Annotated in this window: 22 protein-coding genes, 5 tRNA genes, 1 pseudogene and 1 riboswitch; of the genes and pseudogenes, 11 read left to right on the top strand and 17 right to left on the bottom strand. The window is 37.5% G+C overall.

All coding sequences use genetic code 11. The annotated features are described in order from the left end of the window. Positions 1-52: 52 nt before the first annotated feature. The 11 genes from cydS to KC820_RS09425 all read right to left on the bottom strand — a co-directional run bounded on the left by cydS (position 53) and on the right by KC820_RS09425 (position 7,564). On the bottom strand, positions 53-163 hold the full coding sequence (cydS, locus tag KC820_RS13680; RefSeq protein ID WP_377862675.1) for a cytochrome bd oxidase small subunit CydS family protein: 111 nt from the start codon (positions 161-163) through the stop codon (positions 53-55). Between the two features lie 14 nt (positions 164-177). Next, on the bottom strand, positions 178-1,191 hold the full coding sequence (locus KC820_RS09470; protein ID WP_212370486.1) for a cytochrome d ubiquinol oxidase subunit II: 1,014 nt from the start codon (positions 1,189-1,191) through the stop codon (positions 178-180). Next, entirely contained in the window at positions 1,188-2,528 is a 1,341-nt protein-coding gene (locus KC820_RS09465; protein ID WP_144158396.1) for a cytochrome ubiquinol oxidase subunit I, read from the bottom strand. Before KC820_RS09465 ends, KC820_RS09470 begins: the two co-directional genes overlap by 4 nt. Positions 2,529-2,849: 321 nt before the next feature. Next, the gene (locus KC820_RS09460) at positions 2,850-4,244 is read right to left on the bottom strand and encodes an MDR family MFS transporter (RefSeq protein WP_212370484.1); all 1,395 of its coding nucleotides are present in this window, start codon (positions 4,242-4,244) and stop codon (positions 2,850-2,852) included. Between the two features lie 178 nt (positions 4,245-4,422). Beyond that, positions 4,423-4,515, bottom strand: a tRNA-Ser gene (locus KC820_RS09455). Positions 4,516-4,525: 10 nt separating this feature from the next. Further along, positions 4,526-4,602: transfer RNA gene (locus KC820_RS09450), tRNA-Ile, on the bottom strand. 11 nt (positions 4,603-4,613) lie between these two features. Next, positions 4,614-4,689: transfer RNA gene (locus KC820_RS09445), tRNA-His, on the bottom strand. A 29-nt stretch (positions 4,690-4,718) separates the two neighbouring features. Beyond that, a tRNA-Met gene (locus KC820_RS09440) sits at positions 4,719-4,792 on the bottom strand. A 3-nt stretch (positions 4,793-4,795) separates the two neighbouring features. Continuing rightward, positions 4,796-4,870, bottom strand: a tRNA-Asn gene (locus KC820_RS09435). Between the two features lie 307 nt (positions 4,871-5,177). Further along, positions 5,178-6,809, bottom strand: coding sequence for a Na/Pi cotransporter family protein (locus KC820_RS09430; RefSeq protein WP_212370482.1), 1,632 nt, complete (start codon positions 6,807-6,809; stop codon positions 5,178-5,180). Positions 6,810-6,925: 116 nt separating this feature from the next. Further along, entirely contained in the window at positions 6,926-7,564 is a 639-nt protein-coding gene (locus KC820_RS09425; protein WP_144087469.1) for an NfeD family protein, read from the bottom strand. Between the two features lie 192 nt (positions 7,565-7,756). Between KC820_RS09425 and ispG the strand changes: the two genes are divergently transcribed. Then, entirely contained in the window at positions 7,757-8,869 is a 1,113-nt protein-coding gene (ispG, locus tag KC820_RS09420; RefSeq protein ID WP_212370478.1) for a flavodoxin-dependent (E)-4-hydroxy-3-methylbut-2-enyl-diphosphate synthase, read from the top strand. A gap of 66 nt (positions 8,870-8,935) precedes the next feature. On the opposite strand, the gene KC820_RS09415 is transcribed toward ispG, so the two are convergent. Beyond that, complete coding sequence (locus KC820_RS09415; protein ID WP_212370477.1) at positions 8,936-9,358, bottom strand: DUF2306 domain-containing protein; 423 nt, start codon at positions 9,356-9,358, stop codon at positions 8,936-8,938. Between the two features lie 163 nt (positions 9,359-9,521). Here KC820_RS09415 and KC820_RS09410 point away from each other — a divergent pair, with 163 nt between their 5' ends. After that, positions 9,522-9,794, top strand: coding sequence for a DUF2624 family protein (locus tag KC820_RS09410; RefSeq protein ID WP_212370476.1), 273 nt, complete (start codon positions 9,522-9,524; stop codon positions 9,792-9,794). A 7-nt stretch (positions 9,795-9,801) separates the two neighbouring features. On the opposite strand, the gene KC820_RS09405 is transcribed toward KC820_RS09410, so the two are convergent. Together KC820_RS09405 and KC820_RS09400 are read right to left on the bottom strand one after the other, a co-directional pair. Beyond that, positions 9,802-10,692: a deoxyribonuclease IV gene (locus KC820_RS09405; RefSeq protein WP_212370474.1), complete on the bottom strand. Its 891-nt coding sequence runs from the start codon at positions 10,690-10,692 to the stop codon at positions 9,802-9,804. Between the two features lie 17 nt (positions 10,693-10,709). Then, positions 10,710-12,029 (bottom strand): DEAD/DEAH box helicase, encoded by a 1,320-nt coding sequence (locus KC820_RS09400; RefSeq protein WP_212370473.1) that lies wholly within the window; start codon positions 12,027-12,029, stop codon positions 10,710-10,712. Between the two features lie 147 nt (positions 12,030-12,176). Between KC820_RS09400 and KC820_RS09395 the strand changes: the two genes are divergently transcribed. The 5 genes from KC820_RS09395 (at position 12,177) to KC820_RS09375 (ending at position 17,540) form a co-directional block, all read left to right on the top strand. Then, entirely contained in the window at positions 12,177-13,166 is a 990-nt protein-coding gene (locus KC820_RS09395; RefSeq protein WP_144087475.1) for a 4-hydroxy-3-methylbut-2-enyl diphosphate reductase, read from the top strand. 601 nt (positions 13,167-13,767) lie between these two features. After that, positions 13,768-14,721: a glycine betaine ABC transporter substrate-binding protein gene (locus KC820_RS09390; RefSeq protein WP_212370470.1), complete on the top strand. Its 954-nt coding sequence runs from the start codon at positions 13,768-13,770 to the stop codon at positions 14,719-14,721. 24 nt (positions 14,722-14,745) lie between these two features. Next, positions 14,746-15,897, top strand: coding sequence for an ABC transporter permease (locus KC820_RS09385; protein ID WP_212370468.1), 1,152 nt, complete (start codon positions 14,746-14,748; stop codon positions 15,895-15,897). Continuing rightward, on the top strand, positions 15,890-16,819 hold the full coding sequence (locus KC820_RS09380; protein ID WP_144087478.1) for an ABC transporter ATP-binding protein: 930 nt from the start codon (positions 15,890-15,892) through the stop codon (positions 16,817-16,819). The genes KC820_RS09385 and KC820_RS09380 overlap by 8 nt, the downstream gene beginning before the upstream one ends. After that, positions 16,806-17,540 (top strand): ABC transporter permease, encoded by a 735-nt coding sequence (locus KC820_RS09375; protein ID WP_186279502.1) that lies wholly within the window; start codon positions 16,806-16,808, stop codon positions 17,538-17,540. Before KC820_RS09380 ends, KC820_RS09375 begins: the two co-directional genes overlap by 14 nt. A gap of 141 nt (positions 17,541-17,681) precedes the next feature. Here the strand turns inward: KC820_RS09375 and KC820_RS09370 are convergent, their stop codons facing one another. Both KC820_RS09370 and KC820_RS09365 read right to left on the bottom strand, forming a co-directional pair. Beyond that, positions 17,682-18,572, bottom strand: coding sequence for a GMP synthase (glutamine-hydrolyzing) (locus tag KC820_RS09370; RefSeq protein ID WP_212370466.1), 891 nt, complete (start codon positions 18,570-18,572; stop codon positions 17,682-17,684). An 87-nt stretch (positions 18,573-18,659) separates the two neighbouring features. Next, positions 18,660-19,120, bottom strand: a pseudogene (locus tag KC820_RS09365) (glutamine amidotransferase-related protein); the annotation flags it as partial. Positions 19,121-19,463: 343 nt separating this feature from the next. On the opposite strand from KC820_RS09365, the gene KC820_RS09360 reads away from it, so the two are divergent. From KC820_RS09360 to KC820_RS09345, 4 genes are all read left to right on the top strand, one after another. Continuing rightward, a complete protein-coding gene (locus KC820_RS09360) occupies positions 19,464-20,156 on the top strand; it encodes an SDR family oxidoreductase (protein WP_144087482.1) in 693 nt (230 codons plus the stop codon). A gap of 198 nt (positions 20,157-20,354) precedes the next feature. Continuing rightward, a riboswitch (TPP riboswitch) is annotated at positions 20,355-20,455 on the top strand. Between the two features lie 90 nt (positions 20,456-20,545). Next, positions 20,546-21,232 carry a thiaminase II gene (gene tenA, locus KC820_RS09355; RefSeq protein ID WP_144087483.1) on the top strand — a complete coding sequence of 229 codons (687 nt, stop codon included), beginning with the start codon at positions 20,546-20,548 and terminating at the stop codon, positions 21,230-21,232. 346 nt (positions 21,233-21,578) lie between these two features. Next, the gene (locus KC820_RS09350) at positions 21,579-21,725 is read left to right on the top strand and encodes an ABC transporter substrate-binding protein (protein WP_236782603.1); all 147 of its coding nucleotides are present in this window, start codon (positions 21,579-21,581) and stop codon (positions 21,723-21,725) included. Between the two features lie 38 nt (positions 21,726-21,763). Continuing rightward, positions 21,764-22,009: a hypothetical protein gene (locus tag KC820_RS09345; protein WP_144087485.1), complete on the top strand. Its 246-nt coding sequence runs from the start codon at positions 21,764-21,766 to the stop codon at positions 22,007-22,009. 198 nt (positions 22,010-22,207) lie between these two features. Here the strand turns inward: KC820_RS09345 and guaA are convergent, their stop codons facing one another. Then, on the bottom strand, positions 22,208-23,746 hold the full coding sequence (guaA, locus tag KC820_RS09340) for a glutamine-hydrolyzing GMP synthase (protein ID WP_212370462.1): 1,539 nt from the start codon (positions 23,744-23,746) through the stop codon (positions 22,208-22,210). Between the last annotated feature and the right edge of the window lie 12 nt (positions 23,747-23,758).

Here is a 23,758-nt window from a genome sequence, read left to right as displayed (position 1 = left end):
GCGTTGTCCACTAACTAGGGTTTTGTTTTTATTTGTCTATTATTTATAGTTATTATTCATCGTCATATAAAGAAGGACTCTCTTTTGACGCGACCCAAAAAGCTAAAAAAATTGATCCGATTAACACAATCGGTGGTGCATAAATAATTAGTAGTTCTTCCATATGAATCACCTCAACTATTTATCTCCTTGAATATATCTTTTATCAAATAAGAATAACCTAAACACTAAATACAATGATGGAACGAGCATGACAAAGCCCAAAATGAATACGATGATTAATGATATCGCCATTGTATCATTTGTAAATCCATCATGAACTGTCAAGTGAGGATAAAGTAAATACGGATACTTCGAAATACCGTAAGCGTAAAAAGCAAACGCGAATTGTCCGAATAACAGCGTTACTGACCAGCCATAATTTTTCTTTTTGATAAGAAAATATACAGAACCAATAAAGAATATAAAGGAAATGGCAAACATCCACCATAAGTCAATGATCAATTCTAAATGATCAGGATTATGCCAGCGTAGTTCATATATAATCCCACCAGCAGTAATAATTAAAGGCACAGCCCAGATTAATGCGTATTTTCGCATCAAGTTGGTAGCATTGGTGTCTCCAGCTTTATCTGCATACCACGTTAGGAAGACGGCTGAAATATACAATACAGCCACTACGGCTAGAACGACGATACTCCACGTCAATGGACTTGTAAATAATGACCAATAGTCCAAGATAGGTCCAGAGTCAGTTATTTCAATAAATCCTCCTTCTGAAATAGCGAAAACGACAGAAAGAGATGCTGGAAATAGTAAACCTGACACCCCGTACATAAATGCATATCCATTATGTCCTGTTGGTCCATAGGTTTCGAAAGCATAGTACGAACCGCGTATTGCTAGTAAGATCAGTGCGATACTGACTGGCACTAACAAAACACTTCCATAATAATAAGCAGTTGATGGGAAAAAACCGACAATGCCTACGAAGAAAAACACTAGAAAGACGTTCGTGATTTCCCAAACAGGCGAAAGATACCGCTGAATAACCTTTGTTAATATATGCTCTTTCCCGGTTAATTTACTGTATGCATTGAAAAAACCTGCACCGAAATCTATGGAGGCGATCATCACATATCCAAATAAAAATGTCCATAAAACCGCCATTCCTAAAATCTCATAGCTCATCGACCCTCACCACCTTGTAATGATGCTAGATCTTTTTCTACTGGGTTTTGTTTAAACATACGCGTGAGCACAACGACGACACCGATACCTAGTACTAGGTACAGAATCGCAAACAAAACGAACATCAATCCGACATGATCACTTTGTGTTGCCGCTTGGTCAACAGTCATAAAACCTCTTAAGATCCATGGCTGTCTTCCAAATTCAGCTAGCCACCATCCTGATTCGATCGCTATCATAGACAAAGGACCACCTAGCAAAATACAAAAACGAAACCATTTTTGTCGGATCCAATTCCAGTTGTACCGCGTTCCAATGACATAGATCAACCCTAAGAAAATCATCAATGAGCCAATCGTAATCATAATGTCAAAGAAATAGTGAATAAACAAAGGTGGTTGCTCTTCTTCTGGAAATTCATTCAATCCAATCACTTCAGCAGACGGATTATTAAACGCCAAAATGCTTAATGCATATGGAATCTCCAGTGCATAGCGGACGTTTTGATCGTCATCCAATATACCCATGTATATTAGAGGGGCCTCTGTTTCTGTTTCAAAATGCCATTCTGCTGCCGCTAACTTCTCTGGTTGGTGCTCTGCTAAATATTTACCAGAAAAGTCCCCGAGCAATGCTGATGCGATAGCAAATACTAAACCGACCTTCATCGTCAAATGTAACCCTTTTTTATGGTACGTTTGTTTAGAACCACGCAATAAATGAAAGGCCGCGATTGAAGCTAGAATAAATGCTGAAGTCATGAACGCAGTTGCGACAACGTGAGTCACTTTTGTCCATGTCGCAAGGTTGAACATTGCCATCAATGGATTCACGCTCGTCAATTGTCCATTAACGATTTCAAATCCTTCTGGCATATTCATAAACGCATTGACCGTTGTTATAAAGAATGCTGACATTGCAGCTCCGATGGCAACTGGAACGAGTAATAATAAATGTTTTTTAGGGTTTTCAAAGCGATCCCAAGTATATAGATATATACCTAAGAATATTGCTTCGAAGAAAAAAGCGAATACTTCCATGAATAAAGGTAAGGCAATCACATGCCCGGCTAATTCCATGAACCTTGGCCAAAGAAGACTTAATTGCAAGCCAATCGCCGTTCCTGTAACTACACCTACAGCTACAGTTACAACAAATCCTTTGGCCCATCTTCTTGCCATTAATAGATAATGAGGATCATTTCGTTTTATGCCGATCCACTGTGCAATCATAATCATTAAAGGTACGCCAACACCAATCGTCGCAAAGATAATATGAAAGCTTAGCGTCAACATGGTAAGCATTCTACTTCCAAATACCGGATCATCAAATAACATATTTCTCCCCCCATCGAGTAATATTATCTCACAATTACTATTATACCCTATCTGTTCTTGACTAAAGCTTACATCTATGATGGTTATATGGCTTTATTTTGTAATATTTGTGAATGAATTGTCATTTTGCAGAAACGAAGAAAAATTACATTATTTTAAAAATGCGTCTTGTAATTAGTAGTTTTTAAATAATCAGCTCTACTCTTTTCGCAGTATCTTTAAAACAAAGCAACTATTATTATTTTCCAAAAGCACGCATGAGGAAAAAATACAAAAACAGACCCCAATAGAGTATATAACTCATAGAGATCTGTTAAATGTTTACACTGATGCACGATCAGATTGATTATTGATAAATAACGACAAGATAAATCCTATTATAGAGATTATCGCTGCAACGTAGAAGGACACAACTACACCATTAATTTCACCCGCGACACCAGCATTCTGTGTAATTTGATGTGTCATAACGGAAACGAGCAATGCTGTTCCTACCGCACCTGATATTTGACGGAACGTATTATTCATTGCCGTACCATGTGGCAAATATTTCTCAGGTAACACATTCAGACCAGCTGTTGTTGAAGGCATCATAATCATCGCAATAGAAAGCATCCGCAACGTATTTGACACCGTTAAATATAAAAACGATGTCGACTCGTCTAAATTTGTAAATAACAATGTTGTCAGAAAGAGGCCCAATGAACCGATAATCAGTAACCAACGTGGTCCAAACTTATCAAATAACGTTCCTGTCACAGGATTCATTAGTCCCATTAAAACTGCCCCAGGCATTAACATGAGACCTGATTCCAATGGAGAAAAGCCAAGCATATCTTGCATAAAAATTGGCAGTATGATTGCTCCGCCGATCATTGACATAAATGAAACCATACCAATTACTGTCGCAATCGTAAATGTTTTAAATTTAAAGATTCGAAACTCCAAGATTGGCGTTTCCATTCGTAATTGCAAACGAATGAAAAGGAATAAAGTGATTGAACCTACTAATATAGAAATAACGGTTTCTGTCGCTAGCCAACCAGCATCCCCTGCTACACTGAAACCATAAAGTAATCCACCAAATCCAAGTGTAGATAAAATGATTGATGGTATATGAACAGATGGATATGTTTGTTTCGTTATGTTCTTTAAAATAAAATAAGCAACAATCATATCGAAGATCGCTATTGGTAAGACAATATAAAACAAAATACTCCAGTGATGATTTTCAACAAGATAACCGGATAACGTTGGACCGATTGCTGGTGCAAAAGCGATAATCAAACCAAAATACCCCATCGCTTTTCCTCGTTTATCAATCGGAAAGATCAAAAAGAGAATCGTTTGCATCAACGGCATGATAATTCCAGCGCCCGAAGCCTGAAATACACGGCCGACTAGGAGAATTTCGAAACTAGGGGCAATCGCACATAATAAGGACCCGAACGCAAAAAGACCCATTGCTGTCAAAAAGAGTCCACGAGTTGTAAATCGTTCAATCAAAAAAGCAGTAACAGGAATCATAATCCCATTAACGAGCATGAAAATTGATTGAAGCCATTGACCTAAATTTGGATCAATCTCTAAGTCCCTCATTATATATGGTAGCGCCGTACCTAGTAACGTTTGATTTAAAATCGCTACAAAAGCTCCAGATAATAACGCAATCATCAAGGGAACTTTTTTGATTTTACTTCTTTCTTCATCTGTCATGGTGAACCTTCCTTCTATCTTCGCAAATTAAGTATCAGTATAACAATTTAGTAACCCGAAATAAATAGATATGATTAATAATATTATTTATAAAATTTCCTCGCATAATAGCTTATATTCATGTTAAAAAACAAAAACTCTAAAAGTCGTCTGACTTTTAGAGTAATTATTTTATGTATGGCGGAGGAGGAGGGATTCGAACCCCCGCGGGCCGCAAAGCCCCTGGCGGTTTTCAAGACCGCTCCCTTCAGCCGAACTTGGGTACTCCTCCGAAGAGTAAATGGTGGACCCTGCAGGACTCGAACCTGCGACCGATCGGTTATGAGCCGATAGCTCTAACCAGCTGAGCTAAGGGTCCTAAGTATTTAATGGGGCGACCGGTGGGAATCGAACCCACGAATGCCGGAGCCACAATCCGGTGCGTTAACCACTTCGCCACGACCGCCATATGTAAAATGTTTAATTCATAAAAAATAGCGGCGGAGGGAGTCGAACCCACGACCTTACGGGTATGAACCGTACGCTCTCGCCAGCTGAGCTACGCCGCCATATGGCTCCAGCGGCAGGATTCGAACCTGCGACCAATTGGTTAACAGCCAACTGCTCTACCACTGAGCTACGCTGGAATATAATAAAGTAATTTTTACGTGGTACACGCTTTGCTTAATATGCTCCGTGTTCGTCTATCTTATTTCGTTCACTTCGCAATTTTCGACGACGAAATATAATTTATCATGTTCCTTCATGATTGTCAATCCTATCTCCATAAAGTTTTCTTTTAAAATTTTATTGGATGATATAAAAAGGTTAAAAATAGAACAAAACTTGTCAAACCAGCCATTTAGAACCGTTAATCTACATCCAATAACTTGCCAAAACTTATGAAAATTATAACCGCTCTCTATGTTAGAAAGCGGTTATAATAAATATTTATTAATGATTGTTTTTAACTTCTTGCGCTACGTTTGATGCATGATCTCCAATTCGTTCTAAGTTACTAATCATATCGACGAATACAATCCCTGCTGTTCCATTACATATGCCTTTATTCAGACGTAAAATATGATTTTTTCGATAAACTTTTTCCATATTGTCAATTTCATTTTCTTTCGCCATTACAGCATCGGCTAGTTCGACGTCCATTGTTTCGAATGCTTCCAAAGCTTGTGAAACTGTTGAAATAGTTAAATTGAGCATTTCATTTAAGTCTTGCATCGCATCTTCAGTAATAATGACTTTATTCGTGAGTTTATACTCATTTAGCTCAAGAACGTTTTCAAAGTGGTCCCCTATCCGTTCGATATCGCGGACAATATTCACGATACTGGAGTGTAACGTACTATCCGCTTCAGTAATCGATGCACTAGAAATTTGTACAAGATAGTTCGTGATCTTCTTATCCAAGTCATTAATCGCGTGTTCGAATTGATAAGCCATCTCTGAGTGTTTTCCACTGTTTGTATTCACGTAGTCTCTTGTCTCTTGCAATCCTTGTACAGCTAGTTCGCCCATACGCAACGTTTCTTGTTTCGCTTGGTTAATCGCTACAGAAGGTGATTGTGCAATAAATATCGGATCCAAGTGTTTTGGTTTATAATCAATGACTTGATCCTCACCAGGAACAATTTTCGTTACAAGCACAGCTAATAAAGCGATGAACGGAAACTGAATAATCGTATTCGTAATATTAAACGTACCGTGGGCAAATGCGATGGTCATTTTCGGTTCCAATGCCAGCACTTCTTGCATCCAAGAGATTAAGCTTGTAAATGGAGCCAAAATTATTAAAAAGAGTATTGCCCCGACTAGGTTAAAAATAACATGCGTTGCGGCCGCTCGTTTAGCTGCTACACTGGCACCAATTGCTGCAATAACTGCTGTAATGGTAGTACCGATGTTGTCACCAAACAATACAGGTAATGCAGCTGCTAACTCAATCGCGCCTTCTGCATGTAACGATTGTAAAATACCGATCGTTGCAGAAGAACTTTGCACGATGACTGTAAAGATTGTTCCGACTAACACTCCTAGTAGTGGTATTTCACTCATCGAAACAGTTAATTCTTGGAAGGTATCTAAAGTTCGAAGTGGTTTCATACCTTCACCCATTAGTTCGAGACCATAAAACAACGCACCAAAACCAAAGAAAACTTGTCCCAAATAATTAATCCGATTATTTTTAAAGAAAAATAGTAATAATGTACCTACTGCAATTATCGGAAGTGCATATGCAGAGATATCAATACCGATAATGAACGCAGTGACCGTTGTACCGATATTAGCCCCCATAATGACTCCTATTGCCTGTCTAAGGGTCATAAATCCCGCGTTAACCAAACCAATCGTTAACACAGTTGTTCCTGTACTCGTTTGTATTAATACGGTAACGACTATACCGGCGAGAACTCCCATAAATGGGTTCGTTGTAAAGCGATCTAAAATTTCTCTTAGTTTATCGCCGGCGGACTTTTGGAGGCCATCCCCCATATATTTAATTCCGAATAGAAAAATTCCTAATCCACCAATGAATAGGAATATCATTTCTTGAACAGATACATCTCCCATTGATTTCACCTCTGTTTATTTAATAACCCTTTCACATTATGTAGAACAAAGTCGTTTATTGTAAACGGTTAAGGTGAAAAATTTACACAATCTTTACAATCGAGAATAATGGTAAATTATTCTGTAGATCGGTCGACCTCTTTAACTACAATCCTTGTTCCCTCAATTTGCACAATCTCAACCTTTTTATCCATTTCAATCCACTTTCCTTCAGAAACTGCACTGTATTTTTCTTCATTTACTACAATCGTTCCCGTCGGTCGCAAAACCGTTTTTGTAATGCCTCTTTCTCCGAGCAAGCTTTTATATTCGTCATTTAATGAATTGTACCCCGCTTCACTCGTCAGCTGATCTTTCAAAGCAATTTTTGACCACATATTCCTTTTCGGAAATACTTTTAATAAAAACAAGCTACTTAAACTACCTAATAAAACACCCGCAGAACTATAAAAAGATGCTATCCAACCTGGTGCAGTATAACCGATTATAAAAATCATCAGTAATAAACCAATAACACCCAATGTACCATCATTAATTAACTTTCCGTCTAAGACTACTAACCCAAGTCCTACCAAGAAAACTGCAGTAATGATCAGTAATTGTAAAGAGTCCAGATAAAAAGAAAAGTAATACGCTATAAATCCAAGTCCTAAAATTGCTCCTACACCTTTAATTTTTACAAAAAGCTCACCAAACAAGAAAAACAACCCTAAAAAAGGAATTAAAAACACGAAAAAATTATGATCTAAAAGCATTTCTCTCCCCCGCATTTCTACATGACTAAATATTTTTATTCTTCTCTTTATTTTATATAATAATATTGTAGAAATAAACTAATATTGAAACCAATACGTTTTATCAAGTGTTAATATGGCAATTGGAACCGAATTTGTGTTATTATCTATATTGGATATTTATTTTTCTAAAGATTAAAGGAGAGTTGTAGCATGACTGCTATTACACACCGTAAGGATACGAGACCTGTTCGTGTAGGAGATGTTGTCATCGGTGGAACAGACGAAGTCATTATTCAATCCATGACGACAACAAAAACACACGACGTTGAAGCTACTGTTGCAGAAATTCACCGGTTGGAAGATGCTGGTTGTCAAATCGTTCGTGTTGCATGTCCAGATGAACGTGCAGCAAATGCACTTCCAGAGATCAAGAAGCAAATTAATATACCGCTTGTCGTTGATATACACTTTGATTACCGTCTCGCACTGAAAGCGATTGAAGGCGGCGCGGACAAAATCCGTATTAACCCTGGTAATATCGGTAAAAGAGAACGTGTTGAAGCTGTCGTAAACGCAGCGAAAGAAAAAGGAATTCCAATTCGAATTGGAGTCAACGCGGGATCATTAGAAAGACACTTGCTAGAGAAATATGGATACCCTACAGCAGAAGCAATGGTTGAAAGTGCGCTTGAGCATATTAAAATACTCGAAGATCTAGACTTCTACGACATTGTCGTTTCATTGAAAGCATCTGATGTTAACTTAGCGATTGAAGCATATGAAGAAGCTGCTAAGCAAATTCAGTATCCGCTTCACCTTGGTATCACTGAATCAGGTACATTTTTTGCTGGTTCTGTAAAAAGTGCAGCAGGTCTTGGTGTTATTTTAAACAAAGGGATCGGAAGTACACTTCGAATTTCTCTAAGTGCTGACCCTGTACAAGAAGTTAAGGTAGCGAAAGAATTGTTGAAATCATTTGGCTTAGCTGCAAATGCCGCAACATTGGTTTCATGCCCTACTTGTGGAAGAATCGAAATCGACTTAATTTCAATTGCGAACGAAGTTGAAGAATACATTCAAAAGATCCATGCTCCTATTAAAGTTTCTGTACTTGGTTGCGCTGTAAACGGGCCAGGTGAAGCGAAAGAAGCAGATATAGGTATTGCAGGAGCACGGGGTGAAGGTTTACTATTCCGTCACGGAAAAACTGTTCGTAAAGTTCCTGAAGAAACAATGGTCGAAGAATTGAAAAAGGAAATCGATATTCTTGCTGAAGAACATTATCGAAAACAAGAAGAAGAAAAACAAAAGCTAAACACGTAATTCAACTATGACAAAGCCGGTTATGAGAATAGTATCTCGTTACCGGCTTTTTTCTTGATTTCAATTTTAAATAATCGGATTGATCATCAATCGAAATATAACTGCAAACATTGATAATACGATGGCTGCATTTCCCAATATCAAACTGTTTTTCCGGATTGCATATACGCCTAATACCGCTCCGATTATTGCGAAAAATATCGTCCATATAAAGAACGAAATCACCGCTACGCTAAGTGCTAACCATCCCCATCCGTGCTGAGCACGTACTTTCATATTCGTTCTTTTATCATATTTCCTTACTTCTGAACGACTTGATTCGTGAGGATTGATTGCTGGTGCATCCGCAGTAAATTCCGTATCGTAATTATCTATTGACTCTACTTCTTGTTTCGAGTCTGTGTTTTGTTCATTGACATGACTGGTTGATGTGAAATCATCTTGGTTAGAAGTGTATTCTGATTCGTTATGATATTGATCATCTTTCATGATTGCATGCCTCCACTTTATTTCGTATCTTTAGTCTGTGTATAAGTGGTTATTTTATGAATGATAATTATTATTTTCGTCACAATTGGGTTGGTTCGCATGAGACATACTCGTTGTTCATACATATATATATAAATGAAATGACTACAGAAAGGTTGATCCCATGATTAAGCAACTCGTTCGGATGAAGTTAGCACAAACTTCACCAAAAGAAATCGTTCAATATAGCCAACGGTATAATATTCCGCTTACTATGAGCCAATCTGAAGAATTACTCGACTTCATCCACACAAAAAAAATCGACCCTTTTTCGGAAAAGGATCGATTGAAAACATTTTCTTATATTGAACAAAATATAGGCCGTCGAGAAGCCAATAATGCGAAGAAACTATTGGAAAGTTTAGCTAAAGAGTATAACTTAGATCACTTGTTATAGTTTACCATTATTGATTAACAATTTTATCTTTTAAATCTTCATCGAAAGCACCGTTTTTCAACATGTCAATTTCAAATTTGTAAGGTGGCTTTCGGTTCTTTTTATCTTCACCCACATATGGTGTTTCCAATATTTTAGGTACTTCATTAAATTCTGAAAGATGAATGACACGGTGCAATGCCTCAAAGCCAATGTGACCGAATCCAATATTCTCATGTCGGTCTTTTCTTGCACCTCTCTCATTCTTACTGTCGTTAATATGAAGTACCTTCAAGCGGTTTAAGCCGATAATGTCATCAAATTCTTTTAACACGCCATCTAAATCATTTACGATATCATAGCCGGCATCATGAACGTGACAAGTGTCAAAGCAAATAGATAAACGGTCATTATGTGTGACACCATCAATAATGTTCGCGAGTTCTTCAAAGCTACGACCACACTCTGAACCTTTTCCAGCCATTGTTTCTAAAGCAATTTGAACGGATTGATCTTTTTCAAGCACTTCATTTAATCCTTCGATGATTCGCTTGATTCCAACATCAACTCCAGCTCCGACGTGAGCTCCTGGGTGTAAGACAATTTGTTTAGCACCAAGGGCCTCTGTCCGTTCGATTTCACTACGTAAAAAATTGACACCTAATTCAAAGGTTTCAGGCTTCGTTGTGTTCGCAATATTAATAATATAAGGGGCATGGACAATGATTTCATTAATTCCATGCTCTTTCATATGAGCTTTGCCTTGCTCAATATTTAATTCCTCAATAGCTTTTCTTCTTGTATTTTGTGGCGCTCCTGTATAAATCATAAATGTGTTGGATCCATAAGAAACTGCTTCTTCACTGGATGCCAATAACATTTTCTTTCCGCTCATTGAAACGTGTGAACCTAAAATCATTCCCGTCTCCCCTTCCACTATTTTCTCTTTTTCCGAAATTGGTCTCTTTTCATTTGTTGTTTAATTCGTTCTTGTTCAGACTTCATTTTCTTTTTATATCCTGGTTTCACTTTTTTCTTTCTTCTGACTTGTTGCCATGCTTGTGCGTCTAGCTGAGATTCTTTCCTCTCACGCTTTTTCCGTTCATTCCATTCCTTGACTTCTACCCATTCACCTTGTTTGATGTCCATATTTGTGAATGACAAGCCCCGTTCTTCTAATTTTTCAATTAAAGGTAAATCTTTTTCTTCATAAAAGCTGACTGCTGTTCCTTCAAGACCTGCTCTTGCGGTACGGCCTACACGGTGAATATACGAATCCATTTCTTGTGGTAGCTGCGCGTTAAAAACATGACTAATTCCAGGAATATCAATTCCTCTTGCAGCTAAGTCAGTCGCCACAATATATTGAAAACGTAACGACTTCAACTCTTGAAGCATACGTTTACGCTCTCGCGGCTTTAGCCCACCGTGTATTAAACCAACTTCAAAGCCTTTCGATATCAATTCATTCGCCAACTCATCCGCATCTTCTTTCTTATTCACGAATACTAATGCGATATATGGATTAATTAAATCCGAAGCTTTGATTAGCAAATCAGCTCGATTTCGGTGTCGCAATGGGACTAAACGGTGCTCCAGTTTTTCCGGTCCAAACGAACCGTGATCTATTTCAATATGGAGCGGATTATTTAGATAACGCTTCAGTAACGGTTGCAATCCTTTTGGGATCGTTGCAGAAAAAATCATCGTTTGAACGTCTTCTTTCAATCGATACAAGATTTGGTCTACTTCATTGATTAAACCTAAATCGATCGTCAAATCAGCTTCATCAAGTACGACTGTGTTCACGGAAGCCGTTTTAATTGCCTGCTCCTTCATAAAATCAAGGATTCTTCCAGGCGTACCAACAATTAAATGTGGCTGGTTTTTCATTTTTTGTAATTCGCGGTTTTTATCTGTGCCACCAATGACCAACCGGGCATTCCAGCCAACCTGATCATCTGCGAGATGAATTATTTTTTTGACTTCATCAAAAATCTGAATCGCCAACTCACGTGTCGGTGCGATTACAATTTTTTGTACAGATGCATCTGTTGTGTCGATTTGTTCGAATAACGGGATTAAATAAGCATGCGTTTTCCCAGAACCTGTCTGAGATTGTCCAATAATACTCCGTTTACTGAACGACTGAGGGATCACCTCATGTTGGATCTCAGTTGGCTTTTTAAAGCCTAATTGGTGAATAATTTGAAGCATATTCTCGCTTAGTGCATAATCATTAAACATTTTAGTCATAAGACGAATTCTCCTTTAAAACTGCCATCTTTTATTATAAATCACAATAGAATGAATTGCCAACGACTTAACACTTTGTAAAAGTTACTCATAGGCCTTATAATAGGTTTAGAGAGATATTATTGCGATTTGAGGAGGAACCAATCAATGGAAGTCATCAAAATAGCCCCTAGAGGTTATTGTTATGGTGTGGTTGACGCAATGGTCATCGCAAGTAATGCCGCAAAGGATCCAAACCTACCTCGGCCAATTTACATTCTTGGGATGATTGTTCATAATAGCCACGTCACTAACGCTTTCAAGGATGAAGGGATTATTACGTTAGATCAACGTGGAAAATCACGTTTAGAATTATTAAAAGACATCAATGAAGGAACGGTTGTTTTTACTGCTCATGGTGTATCACCAGAAGTAAAAAAAGTCGCTGAAGATAAAGGGTTAACTGTTCTTGACGCAACGTGTCCAGATGTAACTCGAACACATGACTTAATTCGTGACAGAGTAGCTGATGGATATGAAATTGTATACATCGGTAAAAAAGGTCACCCCGAGCCTGAAGGAGCTGTCGGTGTCGCACCAGACCACGTCCATTTAATACAGACAGAAGATGATGTCGATAACTTAACGATCGATCCTACTTCGAAAATCGTTGTCACGAACCAAACGACGATGAGTCAGTGGGATGTACATGACATTATGCTTCTCGTCCAAGAAAAATATCCACAAACAGAATTGGTTCAAGAAATTTGTATGGCTACGCAAGTTCGTCAGGAGGCAGTTGCTGAACAAGCAAAAGATGCGGACTTAACACTAGTCGTAGGCGACCCAATGAGTAACAACTCCAATCGGTTGGCACAAGTATCAAAAGAACTTGCCAATACAGAAGCATATCGAATTGCCGATGTTTCGGAAATCAAATTGGAATGGCTTGAAGGCTGCGAAAAAGTTGCCGTTACAGCTGGTGCTTCAACACCAACTCCAATTGCCAAAGAAGTCATCAAATTCATCGAGAATTATGATAAAAACGATGAATCGACTTGGTCAAGAGAAAGCCTTGTAACGAGCACAAAGATTCTTCCAAAAGTGAAGCCTAATAAAAAGCCTGCCAAAAAGAATCGTGCGACAATCAAAAAATAAATTACATTTTGAGAATGTATTTTTACTGTTTCTGTAAGCCTCTCGCTTAGGTTTACAGAAACAGTTTTTTATGCTCAAAATATTAATAATAGACACCTAAACATTGAGCTTTTTCGTTTAATAACTTGTTGCTCATCTTAAGATATCTCTCCCCCACTCTCCAATTAAATAAACCACAAGAATAATCCGCTAGCATTTACCTTCCGTTTTTTTCGACATCTTGTTCCAATATATAAAACAGAAATTAATGCGATGCAAATTCAATTAGTGGAGGATGAAATACAGATAGGATATTAACGCACTATGATCAAGCAAGAGTGAAATTGAAACACTTCACTTACTCTCACAAATAGCAGGAAAAATTATGAATATGCAACACAAAACCTCAATGGGCGTATGTTATGCTTGATATTATTAAATGGAGATTCTTTACGAGATTACTAAAACATGAGTCTCACCGTTAAAGATGAAAATAGATACATTTATTACTGAAAAGCTAATTATTAAGATCATTGTCTATTTTCTGGCATATTTAGACACAATCTTGTATTATCAACCTATAAAATTTTTGTTATCAAAAAATCAAACATCGGAGGTTTATATGAAGAAAAATACGTTATTAACCATTGCATTAGGATTGATATTTGTCCTGCTAACTGCTTGCAACTCTTCTTCAGATGAAACGCATGAAGAAACAGTCAATCCGGACGATCCAATTGTTGTAGGTTCATTTGTTGATACAGAAGGTGGAATCTTAGGTAATATGGTTCTGTTAATCCTTGAGAAAAATGGTTACAACATAACAGATAAAGTTCAGTTCGGAACGCCTGATGTGCATAGAAACGCACTCTTACAAGCTGAATTAGATATTGGAATCGACTATACAGGAAACGGACAGTATTATGCTGAAAATGTCGATGAAGAAGTGTGGAGAGACGCATCGGAAGGCTATGAAACCATCAAGAAATATGACGAAAAAAACAATGATTTAATCTGGTTGGCTCCAGCAGAGGCGAACAATACTGAAATGTTAGCCGTGAAAAAAGAGTTTGCAGAAAAGAATGGTTTAGAAACATTAGATGATTTTGCGGACTATGTGAATGATGGCGGTGAAGTGACTTTAATCACGAGTCAGCTTTTCGCTGAGAAAGAATTAGGATTGCTAGGTATGGAGGAAGAATACGGGTTTAATTTAGATTCGGATCAACTCATCATGCTTCCACACGGAAACACAGCTGAGATGATTAGTGCACTTGTGCAAGGAACAGATGATGTCAATGTATCACTTGTATATGGTACAGATGGATCGCTCCCTGACTTAAACTTAGTTGTATTAGAAGATCCACTTTCTATTCCGCCTGTATTTGAACCGTCTGTCGTCGTCAGAGGAGAAGTTTTAGAAGAATACCCTGACATTCAGAACATTGTTGAAGATGTGTTTGCGACAATTAACTTAGAAGACTTACAACAAATGAATAAAGATGTCATCGTAGACGGATTATCACCTAAGGACGTCGCGCGAGACTACTTGACAGAAGAAGGATTTTTAAACTAAATTCAGTCAAAAGGTGTTGGATGAATGATTACAATTAAAGATAAAACATTGCTGCTGCTATCCGTAATAGGAGCAGCAGCATTTGTTTTTTTGAATCTCATAAAACATAAACCAAATCGAATTTTACCTGGAGAACCATATTCAAGTTTCGATATTTTCGGAAATATAGGTATAACAATCCTTCTTGTATGGGGGGTATTCATCGTATTCTCTTTTGTTGAACTAAAGCATAAAAACAAAATCATATTTATATTAACAACAGGTTTGATAATCGCTTTATTTTCGTTATTACTTTCCAATGTTGAAGCGTTGATCGATGGGCAGTCTTCCGCGCGTATAAGTTTTTCAGCAGGTTTTTATGTGCAACTATTTTGTATATATATGCTTTTTTCGACTTATACAGAGCGGATTAAAAACCATACATATATAAAATGGATTGGATTATTGAGTATTGTTGGTTTTTTCTATTACTTTACGAATACAGACGCATTTTCAAATCTCTCATTAGTGAAAGAGTACACAATTAAAAAAGAGCAATTTTATGATCACCTTAGAATCCATGCACTTCTTACGTTTGCTTCGGTCATTACCGGTGCATTTATAGCAATACCGCTAGGATTTTTAGCGTATTCTAGAAAAAAATTAGAAGATAAAATTATGGTTCCATTAAGTATTATCGAAACGATTCCAACATTTGCTCTTTTTGGTGTGTTACTTGTTCCGCTCGCTGGCTTAGGAAGCCTTCCTTTCTTTGAGCAAATCGGCGTTAGTGGCATAGGCTGGGCTCCTGCTTATGTTGCCCTCACATTATACACATTGCTTCCAATCGGCCGAAATACATTAACAGGCTTTCATTCCGTTAATCAAAACGTTATTGAAGCAGCAACCGGCATGGGGATGAGCAACAGACAAATTTTACAAAAGATTGAGCTTCCATTAGCGTTTCCGGTTATTTTTACAGGTATACGCATAGCGTTTATTCAAACAATTGGTGGAGCTGTGCTCGCTGGTCTAGTCGGCGGTGGTGGAATGGGAACATTTGTCTTTCTCGGTCTTGGTGAAGCATCGCCTGATTTAATTTTGTTAGGTGTCCTACCAATCGTATTTTTCACCATCCTGCTTGACTATATTTTACGAACCATCGAAAAGATAATCGGGGGTATAATCTATGATTAACATCGAACACGTGACAAAAAAATATGGTGACTTTACTGCTGTGAATGATCTCTCTTTGACCGTTGAATCTTCTGAGTTCTTAGTTATACTCGGTCCATCTGGATGTGGAAAATCAACTTTACTGAGATTAATCAATAAAATGATTGAAAGAAATGATGGGGTTATCACGGTTAATGGTGAAAATATTGATGACTTAAAAGGTGTACAATTAAGAAAAACAATCGGATACGTAATTCAAAATATTGGGTTGTTCCCCCATATGAACGTCTATAAAAATATTGCGACTGTTCCACGTTTGTTAAAGTGGAACGAAGATACAATTGCCAAACGAGTATCTGACATGCTTGCTTTAGTCGGCTTGGAGCCTACGATTTACCAAGTGAAAACACCTGCACAATTATCAGGCGGAGAGGCTCAACGTATTGGTGTGGCACGAGCGATGGCATCTGACCCGGAGATTCTTCTGATGGATGAACCATTTGGAGCAGTTGATCCAATTAATCGGTTAAGATTGCAAAAGGAATTTAGAAAGATTCAACGAAAACTGAAAAAAACCGTTGTCTTTGTTACACATGATACAGATGAGGCACTGCTGCTTGCAGATCGAATTTGTATCATGAATAAGGGCGAGATCGTACAAGTTGATACACCAGAAAACATCGTTCTTCATCCTAAAAATGACTTCGTAAAAGACTTCTTTAAAGAAGAAGGTATTTTAACCATTTTGTCACGGAAGCCTGCGGTGGATTATGCAGAACCGTTCGAGTTAGATGAAAACCCACTACATCAAGACGCGACAATGAGAGATGTACTATTAACAATGTTAACGACTGGTCAAGAGCGAGTATCTCTTATTAACGGCAGCATTTCATGGGATGCTTTATTACAAATCGCCGGAAGTGATGTCCATGACAGTGAATAAAAAAGGACTTTTTGTTGCAGCGTTTCTTACAATTCTCTTAACTGTTATCGTGATTTATTCAAAAGGATTTGAACAAATTCTCTACAAATTTTTCAGTTCAAAAAGCGAAAACGGATCTCGAACACTGCTCGTTGTTTATTTTTTTGAACATCTCTGGATGGTTATCTTATCAAGCTTGATTGCAATTGTACTCGGAACAGCTATCGGTATTTTCATCACGACAAGTTACGGCCGTGAATTTAAAGCCCTTTTATTAAAAACAGTCAATTTAGGCCAGGCCTTCCCTTCTCCTGCTTTACTCGCTCTTGCAGTTCCTATTTTAGGTTACGGCATTAAAGGAGCACTCATCGCCCTTGTCATTTATATATTAATGCCGATTGTGTACAACGTCGTCATCGGAATAGAAGAAGTACCTAAAGATATCGTTGATGCCGCAAAAGGTATGGGAATGTCGGAAGTAGAAGTCTATCGGAAAATAAAAATCCCGTTAGCATTAAATGTTATTCTAGGAGGAATTCGCACCGCCCTTGTAATAAACATTAGTGCGACAACATTAGCAGCAACTGTTGGGGCTGGTGGTCTTGGTGTATTAATCGTAAACGGCGTAAAAACGTTCGATATGGTTTTAATTTTAGAAGGCGTTATTCCGGTAACGTTACTTGCTATTATAGTAGAACTGTTATTAAAAGCACTGCAGCAAAGACTAATTTGGAATAGTTAAAAATAACGTTTAACCGGCAACTATAATTCTCTCAGTCCAATCCTTAACAAATAACGTGGAGCTCATCAATTACGATGGTCTCCACGTTTTTTGCCATTTATATGCTATTGGAACCTTCACTACACCTATAGAAGTAGTCCTTTATGAATCAACTGCTGGATCAACCGTTATGTCATAATATACATTTGACACTTTTGGAACTTCATTACCTATTCGTCGAGCTATTCGATCTAAAACATTATCAGGTATTTTTGCCCGCATCATTTGTGTTGAATTTATTTTCTCTATCATTTTAACCAATATAGGATATGTCCATTGTTCGCCACTAAAATCCCACTCAGGCTGCAACAAAACTGTATAAAACTGTTCCAATTGGTATTCTAAACCTGCTTGGAAAACTTCAAACCTTAAAATGGCTTCACTTTCACGTAAAACATGAATACGTTCTTCGGTAACCTTACCCTTCACTTTACCCGCTAACCCAACGAGTGTAATAGGCTGCTTACCCAAAATATAATCCGGTACCCGGAGGTGTCTGCCGAGCTCCTCAACTTCCTGCCTGTATAACCAACAGAGTGGCTTAAGTTCTTTTAACCCTAGCATACTTGATTGATGAAATAGATCTTTTGCATCATCTTTATCACCGTACAGAGCATTCGAAGCATACCATTTAATTGTCTTAAGCTGACTAACCTCTCTTTGAACAATATTCACCAATTGATTTTCTACGGCAAGTTCTTTTTCTTCGTCAATTTCGATTTCATTCAAATTTTCAAAGAAAGAAGCCTGTTCATCTAACGTTGTGATGTTCATATTAAACCTTTGTGATAATACATTTGTTGTTTCTTCAGGTTCACTTTTTCGCAATAGTCCGTTATTAATAAACAAACCAACCAATTGGTCTCCAATGGCCTTATGAAGAAGTACGGCTAAAACGATTGATTTGATATCTTCGTTAATGGAAAGGATTACTTTTTCTTCTCTGATCGTCTCACGAATTTCAGCTATACTTTCTTCCATAAAATTTTTCATCGTCCATTGACCGTTACATCGACATATATCATATAAAAAATTCCGTAAAAGATCATCACCGTTTTTAGTTGCTTCCATTTCGGGATGGAATTGAATACCAAAAATCTGTTTTTCCTCAGAGCTAATGGCAGCAATCGGACAGCCCGGTGAATGAGCAAGAAAAAGAAACCAGGTGGCGCTTCTTTCACTCGATCTCCATGCCTCATATGAGCTGTGTTGTAGACGGGTAAACCGTTAAATAATTTATTTCGAGAGTCCGCCTTAACTTCTACAATCCCAAACTCATTTTGTTTTGTATCATCTACAACACCGCCGTAAAACTGGGTAATCAGCTGCAACCCGTAACATACACCTAATATAGGTACATCCAGTTCAAAAATCTTCGGATCTGGTTTTGGAGATTTGTTTGTATAAACACTCTCAGGGCTTGCACCCAAAACAATACCGTTTGGTCTCATATTTTTTATTTCTTCTGCAGTGATTGACGGCGGAACAAGTTTAGAATAAACATTTAATTCTCTGATTTTCCTTGTCAATACCTTATTCATTGGACTTCCAAAATCAATAATAATAATCTTTTCGTTACTCGCCCTCACTCCATACACCTCATCTCTTCGTACATATAGATAGATGTACCCTTTTCGCACATCAAATTAACAAAACGGAATAGGATTTTCAGATTAGTCCCATGAATGGTGTTCATAATAATTCCTTTCACGGCTACGAGTAATTTGTTATCTTGTAGCCAATTATCGAAGATTCAATACTTATCAAGCAATATTTCAAGTTTGATTCAAATCTGTTCTCTTCTTGTTTTATTTTCAATGAATCAATAGCCTATGATAAAATGAATTAACTATCATTTATAGTTTAGAAAGGATTGATTATGTCTTGGATAATAAAGTTGCTGTCATTACAGGTGCTGGAAGCGGTTTAGGTGCAGCTCTAGCAAGAAAATATTCGAACGATGGATTTCATGTTTGTTTATTAGGTAGAACAGAAAATAAGTTGGAGAGCACTGCAAAAACATTACCAAACAAAAGCTATTCAATTTTTTCTGTAGATATTTCATCTAAAAAAGAGGTAGCGAATGTTTTCGCGAACATAAAAGAGAACCTTGGTTCAGTTAATGTTCTTGTTAATAATGCAGGTGTTGGTGTATTTGAATTGGCTGAAAAATTAACTGAAGATGCTGTGCATCAAATGATCGACACTAACTTAAAAGGAACCATTTTTTGTACACAAGAAATACTCGCTGATATGAAGGAACAGAATAGCGGCAGTATTATAAACATCGTATCTACAGCTGGTTTAGAGGGAAAAGAAACTGAATCAGTATACTGTGCAAGTAAGTTTGGTATGCGTGGCTTTCATGAAAGCCTACTCGTTGAACTAGAAGATACAGACATTCACGTATTCGGCGCATACATGGGCGGTATGTCTACTGAATTCTGGGATGGCATTTTAGATGAATCGGTTACTTCAGGTCTAATGGACCCTGAAGATATCGCAGACATCATCTACCATAACGCTTCTATTAGAAAACACTTAAATGTAGAGCAAGTTGTTATAAAGAATCATTAATTTGTTAAAAAAGGAGCTAAATCTCTCATGATTTTAGCTCCTTTTCTTATGTAACTTGTTTTTTATATAGTCAATAATTACTTTAGTAGAGTAGTATTTATTTGTAGTTTGTTCTAATCAAATAACATTGCATTATTCCGCTCAAAATCAATTTGACAAGTACAAACTTGTATGATTATATTAGAGCTAATTGAATAAATGAATCACTAGGGGAGCAAAAATTTGCTGAGAAAGACATGTCTTGACCCTTTGAACCTGAACTAGGTCATACTAGCGTAGGGAAGTGGTGGCGATACGTACAAAAGTATCTTTTATTCTACCATTCCCTCTATTAGTGGAATGGTTTTTTTGATTCATTTTTCAAAATAGAAAGAAGGAGATAAGATATTATGACGTTTACAGATCGCCTATTCAAAACTGTCGAACCTGTTTGGAATAGTTATTTAGACCATCCATTTGTGAAGGGTATTGGGGAAGGAACCCTCGATAAAGAGAAGTTTATTCATTATATGAAACAAGATTACGTATACTTAATTGAATACTCTCGTGTGTTCGCAATTGGTAGTACGAAAGCGAATGATTTAAAAACAATGACTATTTTCGCTAATCTACTTCACGGCACAATGAATTTTGAAATGGATTTGCATCGTAAGTATGCAGAGAAATTCAATATTTCGAATGAGGAATTAGAAGCGACAGAACCTTCAGCTGCTATGACTGCCTATACAAGTTATATGATTAGCCAAGCACAGCTTGGCGGTGTGGAAAACGCTATTGCAGCAGTACTTGCTTGTGCTTGGAGTTATAATTGGATTGGTAAGAAGTTAGCTGAATGGCCAGGTGCATTAGAGCACGACCTTTATGGAAACTGGGTTCAGATGTATTCTTCTGAAGGTTTCACTGAAATTGCTGAAAACTGTATCGACTTGATAAATGACATTGCAAAAGATAAATCTGAACATGAGTTGAAAAGAATTGAAGATATCTTTGTCAGAACGAGTTACTTTGAATACATGTTCTGGGAGATGGCAGAAGATGTCTCTATGTGGCCAGTAAAAGATTTAGCAAAAAATTAATTAACGAACAGTAAAGCAAACAAACTATTTCATTCATCATCTTTGTCTGTGAATAAGTAGAATTATGGCAAAAGCAAATGAAGACACCCCTATAAAAGCTGTCGCTGCAGTCGTAAGAGAACCATTGAATCACGTCGTTTACCGTTCTGATGGTCTGGTCCAATAGGCTCACCAAAAGCTCTAGAAGGTAAGCAGTTTGGCTCCCCCAGGAATACCGCCAAACGAAGCAGTGGTAAAAATGATTGTTAACCATGACGGCGAAGATTATGATAAGGTTGAGATGGTCAATGTTTAATTTGAATTAGACTCATCCTTGGTTTCTGAACAGGTGGATGTGTTGAGCGGAATGTATGTCAATCACGAAGTTCCTGTTTTACGACGCGAAGGGTACGAAGCCGATTATTTTAACCTAGTTGATAACGGAGTACCGAGTTATTATGAAATAGTTACAGTGGCAAGTGAAGATAGTGGGAAAATGAGCAAGCAGATATAGAAGCTTTTTGGAAAGAGGCTCGAAAAGGCTTCGACTTCATGGTTGAAAATCTAGAAGATGCACTACAAATTATTCTTGATAATCAAGACGAAGCTAATTTCTCTCTTGATAAAGAAGTAGAGATGGGAAGCATGAGCATTTTATTACCAAAAATGAAAAGTGAATCAGGATCTGGGACAGAAAACACAAGATCCTGGGAAGAGACAGCGGACTGGCTGAAGAAAAATGAATTAATAGATGATATTCCTGATATGAATAAATTAAATGTTAATATTGTATCTTAACCATTTCATTTTTCCAAGTTTTTTGAGCAAAATGGAAAAGTCGCAGTGATATATATGTTATATGTCACTGCGACTTTAATGTTTCTATCATTCATGACGTCGGTGAATAACCTTCACCTTGTCGTAGACTTATTTGTTTTAAAATGGGATTGTCGCATATAAAACCCTTTGTTACCAAGGGCTTTAGGGCTCCTATTACTACTCCCACTCAATCGTTGCAGGTGGTTTACTTGTGATATCGTACACGATGCGATTCACATGTGGAACTTCATTTACAATTCGATTCGAGACTTTTTCTAAAATATCAAATGGTATTCTTGCCCAATCTGAAGTCATACCATCAATTGAACTGACTGCGCGAATCCCAACTGTGTGGTCGTATGTCCGTTGGTCGCCCATAACGCCGACACTTTGTATACCTGGTAAAACCGTGAAATACTGCCACACTGTTTTATCTAATCCAGCTAACATAAATTCTTCTCGCAAAATGGCGTCGGATTCACGGACAATTTCTAATTTTTCTTCTGTCACTTCTCCAAGGACACGAATGGCCAAGCCTGGTCCAGGAAATGGCTGACGCCAAACAATATGTTCCGGGATACCTAATTCTTCTCCCAATTTCCGGACTTCATCCTTGAATAAAGTGTTCAACGGTTCAATTAAATTCAACTTCATTTTTTCCGGCAATCCACCTACATTGTGATGGCTTTTAATCGTCTGTGCTGTTTTCGTACCACTTTCAATAATATCTGTATAAAGGGTCCCTTGTGCCAAAAAGTCGACATCATCAACCTTAGAGGATTCCTCATCAAAAACATAGATAAATTCGTTCCCAATTATTTTACGCTTTATCTCCGGATCACTGACGCCATTAAGCTTTGATAAGAATCGGTCTTTAGCATCAACCTGAATGACATTCATATGAAAACCTTCCGAAAACATCTTCATTACATCTTCAGCTTCATTTTTTCGAAGCAAGCCATGATCAACAAAAATGCATGTCAGTTGATCGCCAATTGCTTGATGCAACAAAACAGCAACAACAGAGGAATCGACGCCACCACTTAAGGCACAGAGAACTTTTCGATCTTTCACAGATTCTCTAATTTTTTCAATTTCTGATTCAATGAAGTTTCTCATTGTCCACTCACCGCTACATCCGCAAATTTCATAAACAAAGTTTTTCAAAAGATCATTCCCATAAACTGAATGGCCGACTTCTGGGTGAAATTGAACACCGTAAAACTTTTTCTCCTCATTACTGATTGCGGCGATCGGACAGGATGGATTCTTAGCATCAATTTGAAATCCTTCAGGCATTTCCACAACATGGTCTCCATGACTCATCCAGACAATTTGTTCTTCTGGTAAAGTATGAAAAATTGATGATTGATTTTCTGTCAATAAAATTTTTGCTTTGCCATATTCACGTTGGGCAGCTGGTTCAACACGTCCGCCTAGTTTATAGGTCATTAATTGCATGCCGTAACAAATGCCTAAAACTGGGATACCTAATTCAAAGATATTTTCATCAATAGAAAATGCATCACGCTCAAACACACTGTTCGGACCACCGGACAAAATAATTCCTGTAGGATTCAATTCTTTCAATTCTTCTGCAGAAAGGTCGTTCGGGTGGAGCTCACTGTATACTCCGAACTCTCTAATTCGACGCGTAATGAGTTGGTTATATTGGCTTCCATAATCTAAAACAATTATCTTCTCTTCATGCTTCATACCTACACCTCA

It is taken from the genome of Allobacillus saliphilus, from assembly GCF_018138385.1.
Taxonomy (GTDB): domain Bacteria; phylum Bacillota; class Bacilli; order Bacillales; family Alkalibacillaceae; genus Allobacillus; species Allobacillus saliphilus.
Note: the sequence above shows the minus strand (reverse complement) of the source record. Positions and strands in the feature narration are given on the sequence as shown.